This is a genomic window from Algibacter sp. R77976 (assembly GCF_044594645.1).
Taxonomy (GTDB): Bacteria; Bacteroidota; Bacteroidia; order Flavobacteriales; family Flavobacteriaceae; genus Algibacter_B.
Window position 1 is genome coordinate 2,155,052 of sequence record NZ_CP138989.1, and the last position, 17,865, is coordinate 2,172,916.

The 17,865-nt window shown below is 31.1% G+C and carries 15 protein-coding genes; 9 read left to right on the top strand and 6 right to left on the bottom strand.

Annotation, left to right across the window (positions count from 1 at the left end):
- Nucleotides 1–173 precede the first annotated feature (173 nt).
- From SJY43_RS09565 to SJY43_RS09580, 4 genes are all read right to left on the bottom strand, one after another.
- Entirely contained in the window at nt 174–812 is a 639-nt protein-coding gene (locus SJY43_RS09565) for a DUF937 domain-containing protein (protein ID WP_396600512.1), read from the bottom strand.
- 123 nt (nt 813–935) lie between these two features.
- Nucleotides 936–1,886, bottom strand: coding sequence for a D-2-hydroxyacid dehydrogenase (locus tag SJY43_RS09570; protein ID WP_396600513.1), 951 nt, complete (start codon nt 1,884–1,886; stop codon nt 936–938).
- Nucleotides 1,887–2,032: 146 nt separating this feature from the next.
- The gene (gene serC / locus SJY43_RS09575; protein ID WP_396600514.1) at nt 2,033–3,097 is read right to left on the bottom strand and encodes a 3-phosphoserine/phosphohydroxythreonine transaminase; all 1,065 of its coding nucleotides are present in this window, start codon (nt 3,095–3,097) and stop codon (nt 2,033–2,035) included.
- A gap of 176 nt (nt 3,098–3,273) precedes the next feature.
- Nucleotides 3,274–4,332 (bottom strand): acyl-CoA reductase, encoded by a 1,059-nt coding sequence (locus SJY43_RS09580; protein ID WP_396600515.1) that lies wholly within the window; start codon nt 4,330–4,332, stop codon nt 3,274–3,276.
- 99 nt (nt 4,333–4,431) lie between these two features.
- On the opposite strand from SJY43_RS09580, the gene SJY43_RS09585 reads away from it, so the two are divergent.
- Both SJY43_RS09585 and SJY43_RS09590 read left to right on the top strand, forming a co-directional pair.
- The gene (locus SJY43_RS09585) at nt 4,432–4,785 is read left to right on the top strand and encodes a 4Fe-4S dicluster domain-containing protein (protein ID WP_396600516.1); all 354 of its coding nucleotides are present in this window, start codon (nt 4,432–4,434) and stop codon (nt 4,783–4,785) included.
- 89 nt (nt 4,786–4,874) lie between these two features.
- Nucleotides 4,875–5,480 carry a thiamine diphosphokinase gene (locus SJY43_RS09590; protein ID WP_396600517.1) on the top strand — a complete coding sequence of 202 codons (606 nt, stop codon included), beginning with the start codon at nt 4,875–4,877 and terminating at the stop codon, nt 5,478–5,480.
- Here the strand turns inward: SJY43_RS09590 and SJY43_RS09595 are convergent.
- Complete coding sequence (locus SJY43_RS09595; protein WP_396600518.1) at nt 5,477–6,946, bottom strand: carboxypeptidase-like regulatory domain-containing protein; 1,470 nt, start codon at nt 6,944–6,946, stop codon at nt 5,477–5,479. The two genes, SJY43_RS09590 and SJY43_RS09595, sit on opposite strands and share 4 nt — an antisense overlap.
- A gap of 298 nt (nt 6,947–7,244) precedes the next feature.
- Between SJY43_RS09595 and ychF the strand changes: the two genes are divergently transcribed.
- The 7 genes from ychF (at nt 7,245) to SJY43_RS09630 (ending at nt 16,507) form a co-directional block, all read left to right on the top strand.
- The gene (ychF, locus tag SJY43_RS09600; RefSeq protein WP_396600519.1) at nt 7,245–8,339 is read left to right on the top strand and encodes a redox-regulated ATPase YchF; all 1,095 of its coding nucleotides are present in this window, start codon (nt 7,245–7,247) and stop codon (nt 8,337–8,339) included.
- A gap of 108 nt (nt 8,340–8,447) precedes the next feature.
- Entirely contained in the window at nt 8,448–8,906 is a 459-nt protein-coding gene (locus tag SJY43_RS09605; RefSeq protein ID WP_396600520.1) for a cell division protein, read from the top strand.
- A gap of 135 nt (nt 8,907–9,041) precedes the next feature.
- Nucleotides 9,042–9,953 (top strand): DMT family transporter, encoded by a 912-nt coding sequence (locus tag SJY43_RS09610; protein WP_396600521.1) that lies wholly within the window; start codon nt 9,042–9,044, stop codon nt 9,951–9,953.
- Nucleotides 9,954–10,054: 101 nt separating this feature from the next.
- Entirely contained in the window at nt 10,055–10,753 is a 699-nt protein-coding gene (locus tag SJY43_RS09615) for a hypothetical protein (RefSeq protein ID WP_396600522.1), read from the top strand.
- Nucleotides 10,754–10,895: 142 nt separating this feature from the next.
- Nucleotides 10,896–12,755 carry a DNA topoisomerase IV subunit B gene (locus tag SJY43_RS09620; protein ID WP_396600523.1) on the top strand — a complete coding sequence of 620 codons (1,860 nt, stop codon included), beginning with the start codon at nt 10,896–10,898 and terminating at the stop codon, nt 12,753–12,755.
- A 63-nt stretch (nt 12,756–12,818) separates the two neighbouring features.
- Nucleotides 12,819–15,482 (top strand): DNA gyrase/topoisomerase IV subunit A, encoded by a 2,664-nt coding sequence (locus SJY43_RS09625; protein ID WP_396600524.1) that lies wholly within the window; start codon nt 12,819–12,821, stop codon nt 15,480–15,482.
- A gap of 260 nt (nt 15,483–15,742) precedes the next feature.
- Nucleotides 15,743–16,507 carry an endonuclease/exonuclease/phosphatase family protein gene (locus SJY43_RS09630; protein ID WP_396600525.1) on the top strand — a complete coding sequence of 255 codons (765 nt, stop codon included), beginning with the start codon at nt 15,743–15,745 and terminating at the stop codon, nt 16,505–16,507.
- Here the strand turns inward: SJY43_RS09630 and SJY43_RS09635 are convergent.
- Nucleotides 16,504–17,769: a carboxypeptidase-like regulatory domain-containing protein gene (locus tag SJY43_RS09635; protein WP_396600526.1), complete on the bottom strand. Its 1,266-nt coding sequence runs from the start codon at nt 17,767–17,769 to the stop codon at nt 16,504–16,506. The genes SJY43_RS09630 and SJY43_RS09635 overlap by 4 nt on opposite strands.
- Nucleotides 17,770–17,865: the final 96 nt, after the last annotated feature.

Below are 17,865 nucleotides of genomic sequence, written 5' to 3' on the forward strand. Positions count from 1 at the left end.
TATCAATAAAAAGTAAGAATGAGTGAACTCTTAATTTGATTGAGTAACTAGCTTACAGCCTTAACTAAATTTACAAAAAGCATTCCTTAATTGTTGGTTTAAAACTGTTTTTAACAAAAAAAGAGCCAAATAGAAATATTTGGCTCTTTTTTGAATTTTATATTTAAGGAATTTTATTTTCCGAAAAGACCACCTAGTAAACCACCAATTCCGCCTTTTCCTTTTGTTGCTTGACCTAGTACCATTCCGGCAACATCATCAACAATACTTCCATCGCCATCTGCATCTAATATTGACTCTAAGAAACTCTGTTCCTTTTGAGCTGAATTTCCACCAAGCATACCGCCTAATAAATCTCCAATACCATTAGAAGAACTAACGTTTTGTTGTTTAGCTTGATTTCCTAAAACACCCATTAAAATTGGTGCAGCAACTTTTAAAATGTTACCAACAGAACCTGCATCTAGACCAGATTTTTCTCCTATTATTTTTTCTACACCTTGTTGTTTTGCTCCCAACACGTGTCCTAATATTTTTGAACCGTCTTGTTTTACATTATCATCAACGCCGCCGCCAAATAAACCACCAAGATTATCTAAAATACTTCCATCGTGTTTACCTTGAATAGCACCCATAAGTCCTTCTGCTCCTTGAGGCGTTGAAGCATTACGTTGCATAGCTTTCATTAAAACTGGTAATGCCATTGTTAATACGCTACTAGTTTTACTTGAGTCGTTTCCTGTTGAACCTGCTACTCCACTAATAATAGTTTTTCCTAAGTCGCTGTTTAATAAATCTAAAATTCCTGCCATGAGTGTTTTTTGTATATTTAATTAATAAAGTTTAATAAAATTGGAAGCTTAATGTACAAAAAAAGTCCCAACTTCTATAAGTTAGGACTCAATATTATTATTTAGGTCACAATTTATTTAATCTTATCCTAAGATACTGATAATTTGCGATGCTAATTCTGTACCAATTCTATCCTGCGCTTCGTTAGTGGCTGCACCAGTATGTGGTGTAAGCGATAAAGCAGGATTCATTAATAATTGCATTTCTGGTTTAGGTTCTTTTTCAAAAACATCTAAAGCAGCTCTTGCGACTTTTCCACTTTCGATAGCTTTTACCAATGCAACTTCGTTAAGTACACCACCACGAGCAGCATTAGCAATAATTACACCATCTTTCATCATGTTAAATTCTGCTTCATCAATAACATAGTCTTTTTGAGCAGGAACGTGAAGTGTAATAAAATCTGATTGTTTTAAAACGTCTTCTTTAGAAATGGTTTTTATTTCGAAATTAACTTTTTGACCATCAAAAAATTCTAATTCTACATCTGTTTTTTCTAAAAATGGATCGAAAGCAACAACTTTCATTCCAGCACCTAAGGCAACTTTTGCTGTAGCCTGACCAATACGACCAAAACCTAAAACACCTAAAGTTTTACCTTTAAGCTCGGTTCCTTTAGCATAGGCTTTTTTAAGTCCTTTAAAGTTACTATCACCTTCTAGAGGCATTTCTCTGTTTGAGTTATGTAAAAAACGAGATAATCCGTAAAGGTGTCCAAATACTAATTCGGCTACAGAGTGTGATGATGCTGCAGGCGTATTGATTACACTTAATCCTTTTTCGCGAGCATATTCAACATCAATATTATCCATTCCAACACCGCCACGACCAATAATTTTTAATCCTGGGCAGGCGTCAATTAAATCTTTACGTACGGTAGTTGCACTACGTACTAAAAGAACAGTAATATCTTTTTCGTTAATGTAGTTTATTAATTGTTCTTGAGCTACGGTAGTTGTTATCACTTCATAACCACCTTTTGTTAAGGCATCAATACCGCTTTGAGAAACTCCGTCGTTTGCTAATACTTTCATTTATATAAGTTATAAGTTATAAGTTAAAAGTTAAAAGTTAAAAGTTAAAAGTTTTGTGAACAATTAATTATTCAACTTAAAATTAAATTCTGTTTTATTTATCTGAGTAAACAATTGCTAACTGCGACTGCATACTACTAATTTTTTTATGCTTTACTTTCTAATTCACTCATTATTTCTACTAACACCTTTACACTATCTAATGGCATAGCATTATACATTGAAGCTCTATAACCTCCAACACTTCTGTGTCCGTTTACACCGCTAATTCCACCTTCTTTAAGCATAGCTTCAAAAGTGTCTTTTAAGTTTTCGTTTTCTAAAGTGAACGTGGCATTCATACTTGAACGATCTTCTTTACTAGCAAAACCTTTAAACAATGGGTTTAAATCTATTTCAGAATACATTAAACGAGATTTTTTTTCGTTTTCTTTTTCTATTGCAGCAATACCACCTTGTCCTTTTAGCCATTCTAGGGTTAACATAGACGTGTAGATAGGAAATACAGGAGGTGTATTAAACATACTTCCTTTACTAATATGTACTTTATAATCCATCATAGATGGGATTTTACGAGATACTTTTCCTAATATATCTTCTCTAATTATTACCAATGTAGTTCCAGCAGGCCCCATGTTTTTTTGAGCTCCAGCATAAATTAAACCAAATTGAGTAAAATCTAGAGTGCGAGAAAAAATATCACTACTCATATCGCATACTAAAGGAATATCACATTTAGGGAATTCCTTCATTTGTGTACCGTAGATAGTGTTGTTTGAAGTACAATGGAAATAATCATAATCTGAAGGGATGTCATAACCTTTAGGAATATAATTATAGTTGGCATCTTTTGATGAACCAACCTCATAAACATCATCATAAATTTTAGCTTCTTTAATAGCTTTATCTGCCCAAGCACCAGAATTTAAATATCCAGCTCTTTTTTCTAAAAGATTTAAAGCTACCATTAAAAATTGTGTGCTAGCTCCACCTTGTAAAAATAAAGCTTTGTAACCTTTGCCTTCAAGACCAAGTAATTCTAAAGCTAAAGCTCTAGCGTTCTCCATAATATCAACAAAAGCTTTACTTCTGTGAGATATTTCAATTAACGATAACCCACTATTGTCTAAATCGACAACAGCTTGAGAAGCTTTTAATAATACTTCTGGTGGTAAAATAGATGGTCCTGCACTAAAGTTATGTTTTTTCATTTGTCCTATCCCTGAGCTCTTTCTAAAGGAAAGCGCATTTGTGGGGGTAATTTTAATTAATAATTCTATTTTCTATTTTTCCTTAATTTTTTTAAGGGGAAAATGGTATGAAATTTAAAGAAACAAAGGTGCTAATTAATTGGGTAATTTTTGTTAAATATTCAATAATTTTTTCGTCAAATTGCTAACAAAAATTCAATAGAATCTACATCATCCGCATAATCCCAAAGTTGAGGTTTTTGAGTTTCTCCAAATGCAATTTCATTTTCTGTGAATCCATTAGAAACTACACATTGAATTTGATCTTTTTTTAGGGTTAAGGTTTCTTTTAATTCTGATAAATCTTCATAATACTCATAAAATAGTGTTGCTATTGGAGAAGTAAAACTTTCATCTTCTTTAATCATAAAGAATCCGTTTTCTAACATTTCAAATTCACTCATTAAATACACAGCTTTATTGTAATCGTAATTATTAGCATATTTAGCTTTTTCAACAATAGGGTGCCAATGGTAAATGGATTCGAAAAAGGCATCAAACTTATAACCGTTTGGGACAAATATTTTTGAAACATTTCTGCAGCCTAAACCATAATACCTGAAAATATCTTCGGATAGGTTTTTTAAATCTTCGGCAGTTTCTTGTCCTGTTATAACAGCTACCGAGTTTCGGTTGTTTCTAATTATTGATGGTTTTCCTTTAAAATAGTATTCAAAATAACGCGCGGTGTTGTTGCTTCCCGTTGCAATTACAGCATCAAAGTTACTAAGCTTAGCTTCGGTAAATGTTATGTTGCCTTTAAACTGTGGTTCAACGTATTCTAAATATTTAGCTAAGTAAGGTAGTAAATGTTTATCGTTTGATGATTGTTTAACTAATACGCTGTGTCCAGCAATAAGAACCGATAAAAAATCGTGAAATCCCACTAGAGGTATGTTGCCAGCCATGATTATGGCTACTTGTTTAGGATTTATGTTTTCAAATTTATACGTAGCTAGCCAAGTATTCAAGTTTTTTACCGATAATGCATCAGACCAAGATTTTAATGCAAATTTAATATTCTCTTCCGTAAACCAACCGTTGTGTTCTTTAGCTAATTTTAATTGATGTTTAAAGCCTTCAAAGAATAAATCATTGTGTTCAATATTATCAGCCTTTTTTATAACTTCATTAGAAAATTGCCTTAAAAAATATCCTAATTTTACAAAAGCGTTAATTCTTTCTTGTAATTGCATGCTGAATTTGGTTATGAATGGTTTTGGCTTTATTTTTGCAACTGCAAATTTAAGGAAACTCAAGTAGAGTTCTTAAATTTTAAAAGATAAAAATTTACTATGGCAATTATAATAACAGACGAATGTATAAATTGTGGTGCTTGCGAACCTGAGTGCCCAAACACAGCAATATATGAAGGTGCCGATGATTGGCGCTATAAAGATGGAACCAGTTTAGAAGGAACCATTGTATTAACTAATGGGAAAGAAGTTGATGCGGATGAAGCTCAAGAACCAGTAAGTGACGAGCTTTATTACATTGTGCCAGATAAGTGTACAGAATGTAAAGGGTTTCATGATGAGCCACAATGTGCGGCAGTATGTCCAGTAGATTGTTGTGTGCCAGATGAAGATGTTGTTGAAACCGATGAAGAGTTATTGGCTAAGCAAAAATTTATGCATCCTGAAGATTAGGTAAGAATAAATATATAAATGATAAAAAAACCTAAGTCTAAAAAGACTTAGGTTTTTTTATTAGAATAATTTGTTGCTATTTTTAATAAATGAATACTAAAAACGTGTTTTTACTTCTTAATGGAGAAGCTCCAATTAACATACCTGATTTAAACAGTTATGCTATTGTCTGTGCTACAGATGGTGCTTATAATACATTAAAAAAACTAAATATTACTCCAAGTTTTATTAGTGGTGATTTTGATTCTCTTAAAACGATTCCGAAAGGTGTTGAAGTTATTCATACTCCAAATCAAGATTTTACAGACTTTGATAAAATTTTGCAGATCCTTTTTGATAAAGGTTTTATTAATATTCATGTATATGGCGGGAGTGGGAGAGAACAAGATCATTTTTTAGGTAATTTACATACAGTATTACAATGGCAGAATAAGCTTAAGATTACTTTTTTTGATAATTATGGGTTTTATTTTCTTGCAGATAAAAAAGTGAAATTATCAAGTTGTAAAGGAAAGACGGTGTCTTTGATTCCTTTTTCTAAAGTAACAGGTGCCATTACAACAGGATTGCAGTATACCTTGAATAATGAGTCGTTAGCTTTAGGAGAAAGAATTGGTACAAGAAATAAAGCTATTGAAGATAGTGTTGAAATAGTCTTTAAAACAGGATATTTATTTGTTTTCGTGAATGATTAAAGTTTATTGTCGCTTTTAAAAGACTTCATCTCTTGAGTAGGTTCAATAATTTGCTCGTCTTCCCACATTGTTTTTTCAAATTTATTTAATTGTTGGTAAGTAACAGTAGAATCTTGTTTTATAGATTTAAAATCGTCTAAATTCATTTTTATATGCGAGGTAAATAGTAACTCTTCAGTAGTTCTATTATCACCTTCAATTTTAAAACTAAAACCTGTTTTGTTTCTGGCTTTACTGTTCTCAATAAATTTAATATCCCTGTTTACATAAAAATAGCTACCAGAAGTATATTTTAAGTATTTCGGATAATACATATTAGTGCTATCTTTTTCAAATAAAATGTTAGCTCTGCTTAAATTTTCAATGTATTTTATTCCTAGAATAAATTTTAAATTCACCTTTTCTCCATGTCTGTTTTTATAGTATTTATAATCCACTCTTGTTACGGCATAAGTATTATCGTTTATAAATAATTGTCCAGTATATTTTGCTTTCCCTTTTTTTGGTGTGAAGTTAATTATATGGGTTAGTTCGTTATTGTTATAGGCGGTATCTTCATATGTGAATTCATAAAGATTGAAATTTAAAAGTTCATCTAAGAAGGAGTCTTCATAAAACAAGTGCTGTTTTATAAAAGCTCGCGTGCCATCATTTAAATGAGAAACATTATATTCTTTTTTCTTGTTGTTTTCTTGGTTTTCATCATTTAATGATAATGAGTCTTCAATCTTAAAAAGTCCAGATTTTAATTTATAAGTTTTCGTTGTGTCAAGATATTTTAAGATAATATTTTGAGTTTTTTCTTGTATTCGCTCAATAGAAAAATCGTTTTTAGAATCTAATAATTCTGTAGCTTTTTGTACTACTAGTTTACTGCTGTCTTTATTTAAAGCATAATATTCACCTTTAAAATCTGTAAAGTTTACCATATCACTTTCCTGAATTTTTTTTGATAGGGCTTTAAGTTTTTCATTTGCAGATTCAAGATTAGTTTTTTTTACATGTGAAGCTTTTTCAATTTCAAAGGTCAAGTTTTTAAAGTTTACCTTGTCAGTAATCCTTCTAAATATATTGTATTTGTTAAGTTCGTGATTATAATTTGAAGTTAGTTTGCTTTTTGTTTTTGCTATAATTGAATCTGCATTTAGCGCTTTACTACGAATAAATACTTCGCCTAGCTGGTTTATAGATTCTTCTAATTCAACATTATAATTTAAAATTATTAACTCTTTAATAGTTAGAGATTTATTTTGATAACCCATACAAGAAATAGTAAGGGTTTTGTTTTTAGAGTTAATTGTAAAATACCCTTCATCGTTAGATATAACTCCAGAGTTGTCTCCTGTTTTTATGGTTGCAAACGGAATTGCTTGTTTTGTGTTTTTATCTGTAAGTTTTCCAGTAATATTTTGAGATAAAACGCTAAAACATGTAAGAAGTAAAATTAAGGTAATTTTAAAATTCATATTTAAATATTATATATGTTTTCAACGAGTGAAGTTAAATAATGTAACAAAGAGCAAATGTTAGTAAGTTGTTATTTAACTTTTAATTGTGTCTATTTTAGAGGTTTTATTAAAACAATCTTAAAATTATAAACTATAAAAATTAAAATGCACTAGGTTATTTAAAAGCAAAAATTCTTTTTTATTAACTACATTTGCACTCGCAAAAATACATTCCTGACGTAGGTGGGAATCGTTTATATAGAAGTTAGTTATTAAATAGATTTCCGTTTTTACGGAAATGAAAAAAATATTTTCAATGAAAGCAGGTATTGTAGGATTACCAAACGTAGGAAAGTCAACGTTATTTAATTGTTTGTCAAACGCTAAAGCGCAAAGTGCTAACTTTCCGTTTTGTACAATTGAACCTAACATAGGAGTTGTTAATGTTCCAGATCCTCGATTAGAAAAATTAGAATCTTTGGTTAATCCAGAGCGTGTTTTACCTGCAACTGTTGAAATTGTTGATATTGCTGGATTGGTAAAAGGCGCTAGTAAAGGCGAAGGGTTAGGGAATCAATTTTTGGCTAATATTCGTGAAACTGATGCTATTTTACATGTTTTGCGTTGTTTTGATAATGATAATATTGTGCATGTTGATGGTAATGTAAATCCTATTCGCGATAAAGAAACTATCGATATGGAATTGCAACTTAAAGATCTAGAAACTGCTGAAAAGAAGTTAGATAAAGTTAAGCGTGCTGCGAAAACAGGAAATAAAGAAGCTCAAAAAGAAGAGGCTGTATTACTAAAAATTAAAGAAAATTTGGAAGCCGGTATTTCAGTAAGAGCGTTAGAGTTTAGTGAGGAAGATTATGCTGATTATGTAAAGCCATCACAATTTATAACCGATAAACCTGTTATGTATGTATGTAATGTAGATGAAGGTGCTGCGGTTTCAGGTAATGATTACGTAGAGCAAGTAAAAGAGGCTGTGAAAAATGAGAATGCGGAGGTTTTAGTTTTGGCTGTTGGTACAGAAGCTGATATTAATGAATTAGATGATTATGAAGAACGCCAAATGTTTCTTCAAGATATTGGATTAGATGAGCCAGGTGCGGCTAAATTAATTCGATCTGCATATAAACTGCTTAATCAACAAACCTACTTTACAGCTGGTGTGAAAGAAGTTCGTGCATGGACTGTAGATGTTGGTGCAACAGGGCCTCAAGCTGCTGGTGTGATTCATACAGATTTTGAAAAAGGATTTATTAGAGCAGAAGTAATTGCTTATAATGATTACATTACTTATGGAAGCGAATCTAAAGTAAAAGAAGCTGGGAAAATGCGTGTTGAAGGTAAAAACTACATTGTTAAAGATGGCGATGTGATGCATTTTTTATTCAACGTATAAAAAAAACTTCAAGAGTTATAAGGTTAATTGTGATTATTTGCTTTTTTTTGTGTCTATATTTAGAGGGAATTCTCTCTCGTTTAAGATTATGAATAGCAAAAATATCTTATGCCTTTAGTAAAAGTTGAAACCCATATTAATGCAGGTATCCAAACGTGTTTTGATTTAGCTCGTAATGTTGATTTTTATCAGAATTCAATAAAAAACTCCAGAGAAATTGCTATTGATGGTAAAATCACAGGCTTAGTTGAGGCTAATGATTCTATTACTTGGGAGGCAAAACATCTTGGTTTTGTTAGGCATATAACTTTAAAGGTAACCGAATTTGATAATCCAAATTTATTTGTAGACGAAATGGTTCATGGTAATTTTAAGGCTTATAAGCATGAGCATATATTTCGTGAGGATAATAATAAAACAATAATGATTGATAAGTTTTATTTTGAATCTCCTTGGGGAATTATTGGAAAGATGATAGATGGATTGTTTATGAAAAAATATATGATCAATATTTTAAAAACAAGAAATAGTATCTTGAAAGCTCAGGCAGAAAAAAAACAAATATAAAAATTGTTTTAGGGTTTTTATAAATGCCCTTATTAACATTATTTATTTCTTATTATTTACAAAAAAATGGTTTGGGCATCGTAATTTCTATTTTGTGGTTACAAGAGTTTAAAAATACCAGTCTATTTTCGTTTTATGCAATCAAAAAAACAGTTTTGGTACGGAATAGGCATTGGTGTTTTAGGAATCGTTATGTTTTCCTCAAAAGCAGTTATGGTAAAATTAGCCTATAACTATAATGTGGATGCGATAAGCATTTTGCTTTTGCGAATGTTGTTCTCTTTTCCTTTTTATGTCGTTATTGCTTTTTTCTACAAAAATCAAAATGCACTAAGTAAGCCAAGCTCCAAAGACTATATCTGGCTTGTGTTTTTTGGGATTATTGGCTATTATTTAGCAAGTTATTTTGATTTTGCTGGGCTGGTATACATAAAAGCAAGTTTAGAGCGTATTATTTTGTTTCTATATCCTACTATAGTTTTATTGTTAAATAAACTCTTCTTAAAACAATCTATTACTAAAACTCAAGGACTTGCTATAGGGTTAACTTATTTGGGAATTGTTATAGCGTTTTCAGACGAGGTGGCTATTTCAGGTTCAGATACTTATTTAGGAGGTTTTTTTATATTATTAAGCGCTATAACTTACGCGTCTTATTTAGTTGGAAGTGGTTGGTTAATACCAAAATTTGGAGTTGTGAAATTTACAGCTTATGCTATGATTGTTTCCTGTTTATGTGTCTTTATTCATTACATTCTAATAAGTGAAATAGATCTTTTTAGCTTTTCAAAAGAGGTTTATATATTAGGGTTTTTAATCGCTGTTTTTGCAACAGTAATTCCATCTTTTTTGGTATCTAGTTCTATAAAAATGATTAGTTCTTCAAACTTTGCAATTGTAGCAGGTGTGGGACCAATTTCTACAATTGTTTTGGCAGCTATCTTTTTAAATGAGAGGTTAACTGTGTTGCAATTACTTGGGGCATTGGTGGTTATTGTTGGTATTTTGTTGGTTTCAACTAAAAAAGACAAGAAACACATTAAATAATTAATAGTCTGCATTTCATCGAATTGTGGGGTTTAAGAATTGTAATTTATAATCTAAAAACAGTCTTAATTCGTAAATAGGTTAAAATAAACCCCAAATTTATGAATGCTAAACAATCACTATTAACAGTTTTATTATTAATTTTTTCATTTCTTTCTCATGCTCAAGTAGATGCTGATGAGCCAAAATTTGCACTTGGTCTTGCCGCAGGTTATAATAGAGGTTTTGGTGCTCAAATAAGTGTAACTGCATTACGCCCTCTAGAAAGTCTTCCTGTTCAAATTCGTTTTGGGTTTGGTTTAACCAAATTAAATCCCGGAAACTCCGCAGATGCAAGACGTATTTTTATTAATAATGCCACGAACGGTGTTCCAGAAGAAAAAGCTAAAGCGTTTGATTACAGGCTTGATTTTTTGCTTAATTCTAATTTTCTTGATTCAGAATCTTCTAAAATAGTTTTTGGTCCGAGATACTCCAGTTTTAAAGCTAATTTTAAATACGTTGGCGGGAATGAGGATTTTGATGTTACGTCCAAGCAATTTGGCGTTGGTCTAGGAGCGGAGAGTCAATTTAAAATAAATGATAAGCTTAATCTTTTAGCTGCTATAGGGTTAGACTATTTTTTTAATAATACTTTAAAGGGGCATGATACGTCATATAGCCCAGATAATGATAATGTAAATGCCAGAAACGATAATACAAATGATAACGCAGAATTTACTTTTAAAGATGCAAATAAAGCTATTAAGCAGCCTAATTTAATGCCTAGAGTTCTCATAGGTTTAGTTTATAATTTGTAGTATTTATAATCATATTATTTTTTAAGCCAATGTTCTCAACAACATTGGCTTTTTATTGTTAATTACTTTGTATGCTTCCTGTTTCATTTTTTAATTGGTTATGTTATATTAGCAACCCCTCACTAAATTCTCTAATTGATAGATGGCAGAACAAACCAAATATACCGAAGATAATATACGTTCATTAGACTGGAAAGAGCATATCCGTATGCGTCCTGGAATGTATATTGGGAAACTTGGTGATGGATCTTCGCCAGATGATGGAATATATATTCTTTTAAAAGAAGTTTTAGACAACTCAATTGATGAGTTTGTGATGGGAGCAGGGAAGACCATCGAAATTTCAATACAAGGAAGTAAAGTAATTGTTCGGGATTATGGTCGTGGTATTCCTTTAGGAAAAGTGGTAGATGTAGTTTCCAAAATGAATACTGGTGGGAAATATGATTCTAAAGCATTTAAAAAATCAGTAGGTCTAAATGGTGTTGGTACCAAAGCGGTAAACGCATTATCTAATTATTTTAGAGTTGAATCTACAAGAGATGGGAAGTCAGCTTCTGCTGAATTTGAACAAGGAAACTTGACCAATCAAGAAATGTTAGATGATACAACCCGAAGAAAGGGTACTAAAGTATCATTTATTCCAGATGAAACTATCTTTAAGCATTATAAATATAGAAGTGAGTATGTTGTTAAAATGCTTAAAAACTATGTGTATTTAAACCCTGGTTTAACCATTGTTTTCAATGGCGAAAAGTATTTTAGTGAAAACGGCTTAAAAGATTTATTAGCTGAAAAGATAGCTGAATCAGATTTACTTTATCCTATTATTCATTTAAGAGGTGATGATATTGAAGTAGCCTTAACACATAGTAAAACCCAATACAGCGAAGAGTATAATAGTTTCGTTAACGGGCAAAACACAACACAAGGCGGAACACATTTAAATGCCTTTAGAGAATCTTTAGTAAGAACTATTCGTGAGTTTTATGGTAAGAATTACGATGCTTCAGATATTAGGAAATCTGTCGTCAGCGCGATTGCTATAAAGGTTATGGAGCCTGTTTTTGAAAGTCAAACAAAAACCAAATTAGGGTCTACAGATATGGGGGGTGAATTACCAACCGTAAGAACTTATATAAATGATTTTTTAAAAACAAAACTAGATAACTTCTTACATAAAAATGCAGATACAGCCGAAAAAATTCAGCGTAAAATTCTACAAGCAGAACGTGAGCGTAAAGAGTTATCAGGTATTAGAAAATTAGCAAAAGATAGAGCTAAAAAAGCAAGTCTTCATAATAAAAAACTTCGCGATTGTCGGGTTCATTTTGGTGATGCAAAACATGAGCGTAATTTAGAATCTACTTTGTTTATTACAGAGGGAGATTCGGCATCAGGAAGTATTACTAAATCTCGTGATGTAAATACGCAAGCAGTTTTTAGCTTAAAAGGGAAACCGTTAAACTGTTATGGTTTGACTAAAAAAATAGTTTACGAAAACGAAGAATTTAATTTATTACAAGCGGCACTTAATATTGAAGAATCTTTAGAGGATTTAAGATATAATAATGTGGTTATTGCTACCGATGCCGATGTAGATGGTATGCATATTCGGTTATTATTAATCACCTTTTTTCTTCAGTTTTTTCCAGAAGTGATAAAAGAAGGTCATTTGTATATTTTACAAACCCCTTTGTTTAGAGTTCGTAATAAAAAAGAAACTATTTACTGTTATTCAGAAGAAGAACGCGTAACCGCCATAGAAAAATTAAAGCCAAAGCCAGAAATTACACGATTTAAAGGTTTGGGTGAGATATCTCCAGACGAATTTAAATATTTTATAGGGGAAGATATTCGATTAGATCCTGTAATGTTAGATGAGCAAATGTCTATAGAAGATTTATTATCCTTCTATATGGGGAAAAATACACCAACACGGCAAGAGTTTATTATTGATAATTTAAAAGTTGAGTTGGATTTAATTGAAGAACAAAAGTAATTTGAAGAACCTCTGAGAAATAAAAATATTACCGTATTCCTTAATAGGAATGATAAATAGAGTATGATAGAAGACCAAAACGACGATTTTACAAACGAGAATATAGATAACCAAGAACCTCAAGAAACCATCACCAGAATTACAGGAATGTATAAAGAATGGTTTTTAGATTATGCTTCTTATGTCATTCTAGAACGTGCAGTACCAGCTATTGAAGATGGTTTTAAACCTGTGCAGCGTCGTATCATGCATTCTATGAAAGATTTGGATGATGGGCGTTACAACAAAGTAGCAAACATTGTTGGACATACTATGCAATATCATCCACATGGCGATGCTAGTATTGCAGATGCCATGGTACAAATTGGTCAGAAAGATTTATTGATTGATACCCAAGGTAACTGGGGTAATATTTTAACAGGAGATCGAGCAGCAGCTTCTCGTTATATAGAAGCTCGAATTTCTAAGTTTGGATTAGATGTGGTGTTTAACCCTAAAATTACCGAATGGCAAGCCAGCTATGACGGGCGTAGAAAAGAGCCTGTAAATCTGCCTGTTATGTTTCCTTTGCTTTTAGCGCAAGGAGGTGAAGGTATTGCTGTAGGTTTATCAACAAAAATATTACCACATAATTTTATAGAACTTATAGATGCATCTGTTAAGCATTTGCAAGGAAAACGTTTTACGTTAGTTCCGGACTTTCCAACTGCTGGAGTTGCAGATTTCTCAAACTATAATGATGGTTTACGTGGAGGGAAAGTAAGGGTTCGTGCTAAAATATCTCAAGTAGATAAAAACACATTAGCGATTACTGAAATTCCTTTTGCTACAACAACATCTTCACTTATCGATTCGATTTTAAAAGCGAATGATAAAGGGAAAATTAAGATTAAAAAAATTGAAGATAATACAGCTGCTGAGGTTGAAATATTAATTCATTTACCATCTGGATTATCACCAGATAAAACTATAGATGCCTTGTATGCATTTACAAGTTGTGAATCTTCAATTTCGCCATTGGGATGTGTTATTGAAGATAATAAACCTTTGTTTGTTGGGGTAACAGAAATGTTAAGGCGTTCAACAGATAATACTGTCGATCTTTTAAAACAAGAACTAGAAATCAAGTTAGGTGAATTTGAAGAACAATGGCATTTTGCATCTTTAGAACGTATATTTATTGAAAACAGAATATACCGTGATATTGAGGAAGAAGAAACCTGGGATGGTGTTATAAACGCTATTGATAAGGGACTGCAACCTCACATAAAACATTTAAAACGTGCTATAACAACTGATGATATTACCCGTTTAACGGAAATTAGGATAAAACGTATTTCAAAATTCGATATTGATAAAGCACAACAAAAAATTGATGCTTTAGAAGAACAAATAGCAGAAGTTAAGCATCATTTAGAGCATTTAATTGATTATGCGATTGCTTATTTTACAAGGCTTAAGAAAGAATATGGTGAAGGTAGAGAGCGTAAAACAGAAATACGAACTTTTGATGATGTTGATGCTACAAAAGTGATTATTAGAAACACCAAGCTTTATGTAAATAGGGAGGAAGGTTTTATTGGTACATCATTGAGAAGAGATGAATATGTTGGGGATTGTAGTGATATAGATGATATTATCGTATTTACCAAAGCAGGTAAAATGATGGTGACTAAGGTAGATTCAAAAACCTTTATAGGTAAAGACATTATTCATGTTGCCATTTTTAAGAAGAAAGATAAGCGTACTATTTATAATATGATTTATAAAGATGGTACAAAAGGCCCATCTTATATAAAACGTTTTGCTGTAACAAGTGTTACTCGAGATAGAGATTACGATTTAACTAATGGAAATAAAGGTTCTGCTTGTTTATATTTTTCAGCAAACCCTAATGGTGAAGCCGAAGTTGTGTCTATCAATTTAAGACAAGCAGGAAGTATTAAAAAGTTAAAGTGGGATATTGATTTTGCAGATATTTTAATTAAAGGGCGTGCTTCAAAAGGTAATTTAGTTACTAAATATCCTGTAAAGCGTGTTGAGTTAAAAGAGAAAGGTGTATCTACTCTAAAACCTCGAAAAATTTGGTTTGACGATACTGTTCAGCGTTTAAATGTAGATGGAAGAGGTGAGCTTATTGGAGAATTTAGAGGTGAAGATAAGTTGCTTATCATCAATCAATCTGGAATTTTAAAAACAGTAACTCCTGAGGTAACTATGCATTTTGATGACGATATGATTGTTATGGAAAAATGGATTCCTAAAAAACCTATCTCAGCAGTTTATTTTAATGGTGAAAAAGAGCTTTATTATGTGAAGCGTTTTTTAATAGAACAAGAAGGTAAAGAGGAATCTTTTATTTCTGAGCATCCAAACTCACAATTAGAAATTGTTTCAACAGACTGGAAACCTATGGCAGAAATTGTTTTTGCTAAAGAACGCGGTAAAGATCGTAAAGATAATCTAGAAATTAATTTAGAAGAATTTATTGACTTAAAAGGTATTTCTGCACAAGGCAATCAACTTACAAAAGATAAAGTTAATCAAGTTAACCTTTTAGAGCCTTTGCCTTATAATGCTCCAGAAGAAGTGCATGCAGATGATTTAGAAGTTATTGATGAAAAAGAAGTGCCTTCAGAATCATCAGAGAGTAATACTTCAACAGAAGAGCCTAACTCTAATAAGAATCCAGATATTGATGATGAAGGGCAAACGGCATTATTTTAATTGTTAGGTTTAAAACGGTGAATAGTATTTTAAAAAAGGCGAGTTATATTTTAATTAGATTGCCTAGTGTTCTTTTGTTATTTGGTTGTGTTTTTCAATTTTTTGCAAATAATTTTGTGTCTTTTGGATTTTCCTTGATACTGCCAATTCTCTTTGTTTTAAATGTAATTATTGGTGTTTATTGGGTAATCAAAAATAATAGGTTTTTCTTGTTTTCAATATTTTGTTTAATCGTTTATTTTCTGTGTTTTGATTCATTTTTGCAATTTAATACAGAAAAAGAAATAAGTATTAGTAGTTCATTATCATTGTTAAGTTTTAATACTAATGGATTTATGTATGAGCAGAATATAGAACATGAAGAAGGAGAGATTGCACGTTTTATAAAAAGTGAAAATCCCGATGTGTTTTGTATTCAAGAGTTTTCTGCAATTAAATATAAATTTTTTAAAGACTACCCTTATTGGTATAAGACTAATATATTTACAAAAGGGAAGTCTGTAATGGCTATTTTTTCTAAATTCCCTATTAAAGATAAAGGGTACATAAGCTTTCCGAATTCAAATAACGGAGGTATGTATGTAGATGTTATTTTTAATAAAGAAGAAATACGTATTTATAATATACACTTGGAGTCCTATAGAATGGACGCCATTCACCAATTAAATAACCCAAATAGTTATTCTCCAATAGCCAAAAGAATTGGTAATGCCATAAAAACAAGAAAAGAACAGGCAATACAAGTAAAGAATCATATTGATGCGTTTAATGGTAAAGTTATTATATGTGGAGATTTTAATAGTACTCAATTTTCATCTATTTATAATGTATTAAAAGCTTCAAAAAAAGATTCTTTTGTTGAAGCTGGATTTGGTTTTGGTAAAACTTATGGACTTTATAATTATCCTTTTAGATTAGATTATATTTTAGTTGATGATAAATTTGAAGTTTTATCTCACCAAAATTTCAATTTAAAATTATCGGATCACGAACCTGTATTAGTAAAATTGGCTTTGTCCAATTAAGTACGTTTAAGTTGTTTCTGTATTTTTTTAATTGCGGACTCAATAGATTTTTCAGGTTCTATAATATTATAAGCACCCCAAAAAAGCGGATCTGAGAAACCAGAAGCTTTTTCGCTTAAAATTGTGGTTGGTCGTAATAGTTGTCTTCTTATTTTGGCTAACTTAGTATCATGAATCTCCCAATCTGTTATAGCCATTTCGCTACTTAGCGTATAAACACTATTAAAAAGTTTTCCCTTCCAGTTCACTTTAAAAGTTAAGGATATATTACTATAAGAATAATGCCATTTGCCATTTGTTGTTCGGTAATTAACTCGGTATGTTGCCTGTGTAGGATAGACATCAACTTTTCTTGGTTTTTTTCTAACATACATTTGACTAGACAACTCCCTATTTGAGACATTTAAACTGTACACAGCATTTGTTAAAGCTAATGTTTCTGCATCTATAAATAATTTTCCAAAATAAAGAGGAATACTAATGTCGTCTTTTTGTTTAAAGGTAATAACAAATATTTCGCGGTCATTTATTTTTGTCGAATTACCAAAACTAAATTTATATTTAGGTAAGTCTTCATTAGTAAAAATAAACTCAGGGTATTTAATAATATCTGTATATAAATTACTAAAAGGACCACCTTGCAATTTTAAAGCTAAGGTGTCAAGCTTCGAATAGTCTGTATTTTTTCTTGCTTTAATAAGTTCAATATGGTCATTTCTTACATTGTTATATGGTTGCTTATGGATTTTAACAACGGCTTCAGAAAGCGATGCGTTTCTTCTTCTTTTTTTTATGGTTTCTCTATAAAAAGCAGTCATTAGTGTATTGTTGTTATTATAAATACTGCTTTTCTTTTTAAGAGTTTCTTCAACTATTTTACGTGCATTTTTAGTTGTGGTCGTTATATTTATTTCAGATAATTTAGTGAGGGCAGGGGAAAGTGTTAGTTTTTCATGATTTTCTATCAAAGAAATTTTAAACTTTCTAGTTTCGTATCCTAAGTGGGAAATTGTTATTTCTCCTTTTAGTAAAGCATTTGGGATTTTTAAAAGGAACTCGCCATCGCTATTTGTAACGGTACTGATGTTTGTGTCTTTAATCACAACATCCGTAAAAACTAAAGGTGATTTTGTCTCATTATCAATAACTTTTGCTTGAAGCTCTTTAAATCCTTTTTCAGGTTCCGATTGTGCTTTTGTATTTAAAGAAAATAAAAAAAGACCAAAAGTTATAATTACCGTAATTTGGGCTATCTTTTTCATGACAATTAAATTTTAAGGAGTCCTTAATATACGAAAAAAATATTTCATAACCACTTAATAATCAGTTGTTTTTTTTTGTGATTTGTGATATGATTA

Coding starts and splice junctions, on each gene's coding strand:
- ychF (WP_396600519.1), top strand. CDS start 7,245: ATGAAAGCAGGTATTGTAGGATTACCAAACGTAGGAAAGTCAACGTTA.
- SJY43_RS09620 (WP_396600523.1), top strand. CDS start 10,896: ATGGCAGAACAAACCAAATATACCGAAGATAATATACGTTCATTAGAC.
- SJY43_RS09610 (WP_396600521.1), top strand. CDS start 9,042: ATGCAATCAAAAAAACAGTTTTGGTACGGAATAGGCATTGGTGTTTTA.
- SJY43_RS09615 (WP_396600522.1), top strand. CDS start 10,055: ATGAATGCTAAACAATCACTATTAACAGTTTTATTATTAATTTTTTCA.
- serC (WP_396600514.1), bottom strand. CDS start 3,097: ATGAAAAAACATAACTTTAGTGCAGGACCATCTATTTTACCACCAGAA.
- SJY43_RS09595 (WP_396600518.1), bottom strand. CDS start 6,946: ATGAATTTTAAAATTACCTTAATTTTACTTCTTACATGTTTTAGCGTT.
- SJY43_RS09625 (WP_396600524.1), top strand. CDS start 12,819: ATGATAGAAGACCAAAACGACGATTTTACAAACGAGAATATAGATAAC.
- SJY43_RS09590 (WP_396600517.1), top strand. CDS start 4,875: ATGAATACTAAAAACGTGTTTTTACTTCTTAATGGAGAAGCTCCAATT.
- SJY43_RS09565 (WP_396600512.1), bottom strand. CDS start 812: ATGGCAGGAATTTTAGATTTATTAAACAGCGACTTAGGAAAAACTATT.
- SJY43_RS09635 (WP_396600526.1), bottom strand. CDS start 17,769: ATGAAAAAGATAGCCCAAATTACGGTAATTATAACTTTTGGTCTTTTT.
- SJY43_RS09570 (WP_396600513.1), bottom strand. CDS start 1,886: ATGAAAGTATTAGCAAACGACGGAGTTTCTCAAAGCGGTATTGATGCC.
- SJY43_RS09580 (WP_396600515.1), bottom strand. CDS start 4,332: ATGCAATTACAAGAAAGAATTAACGCTTTTGTAAAATTAGGATATTTT.
- SJY43_RS09605 (WP_396600520.1), top strand. CDS start 8,448: ATGCCTTTAGTAAAAGTTGAAACCCATATTAATGCAGGTATCCAAACG.
- SJY43_RS09585 (WP_396600516.1), top strand. CDS start 4,432: ATGGCAATTATAATAACAGACGAATGTATAAATTGTGGTGCTTGCGAA.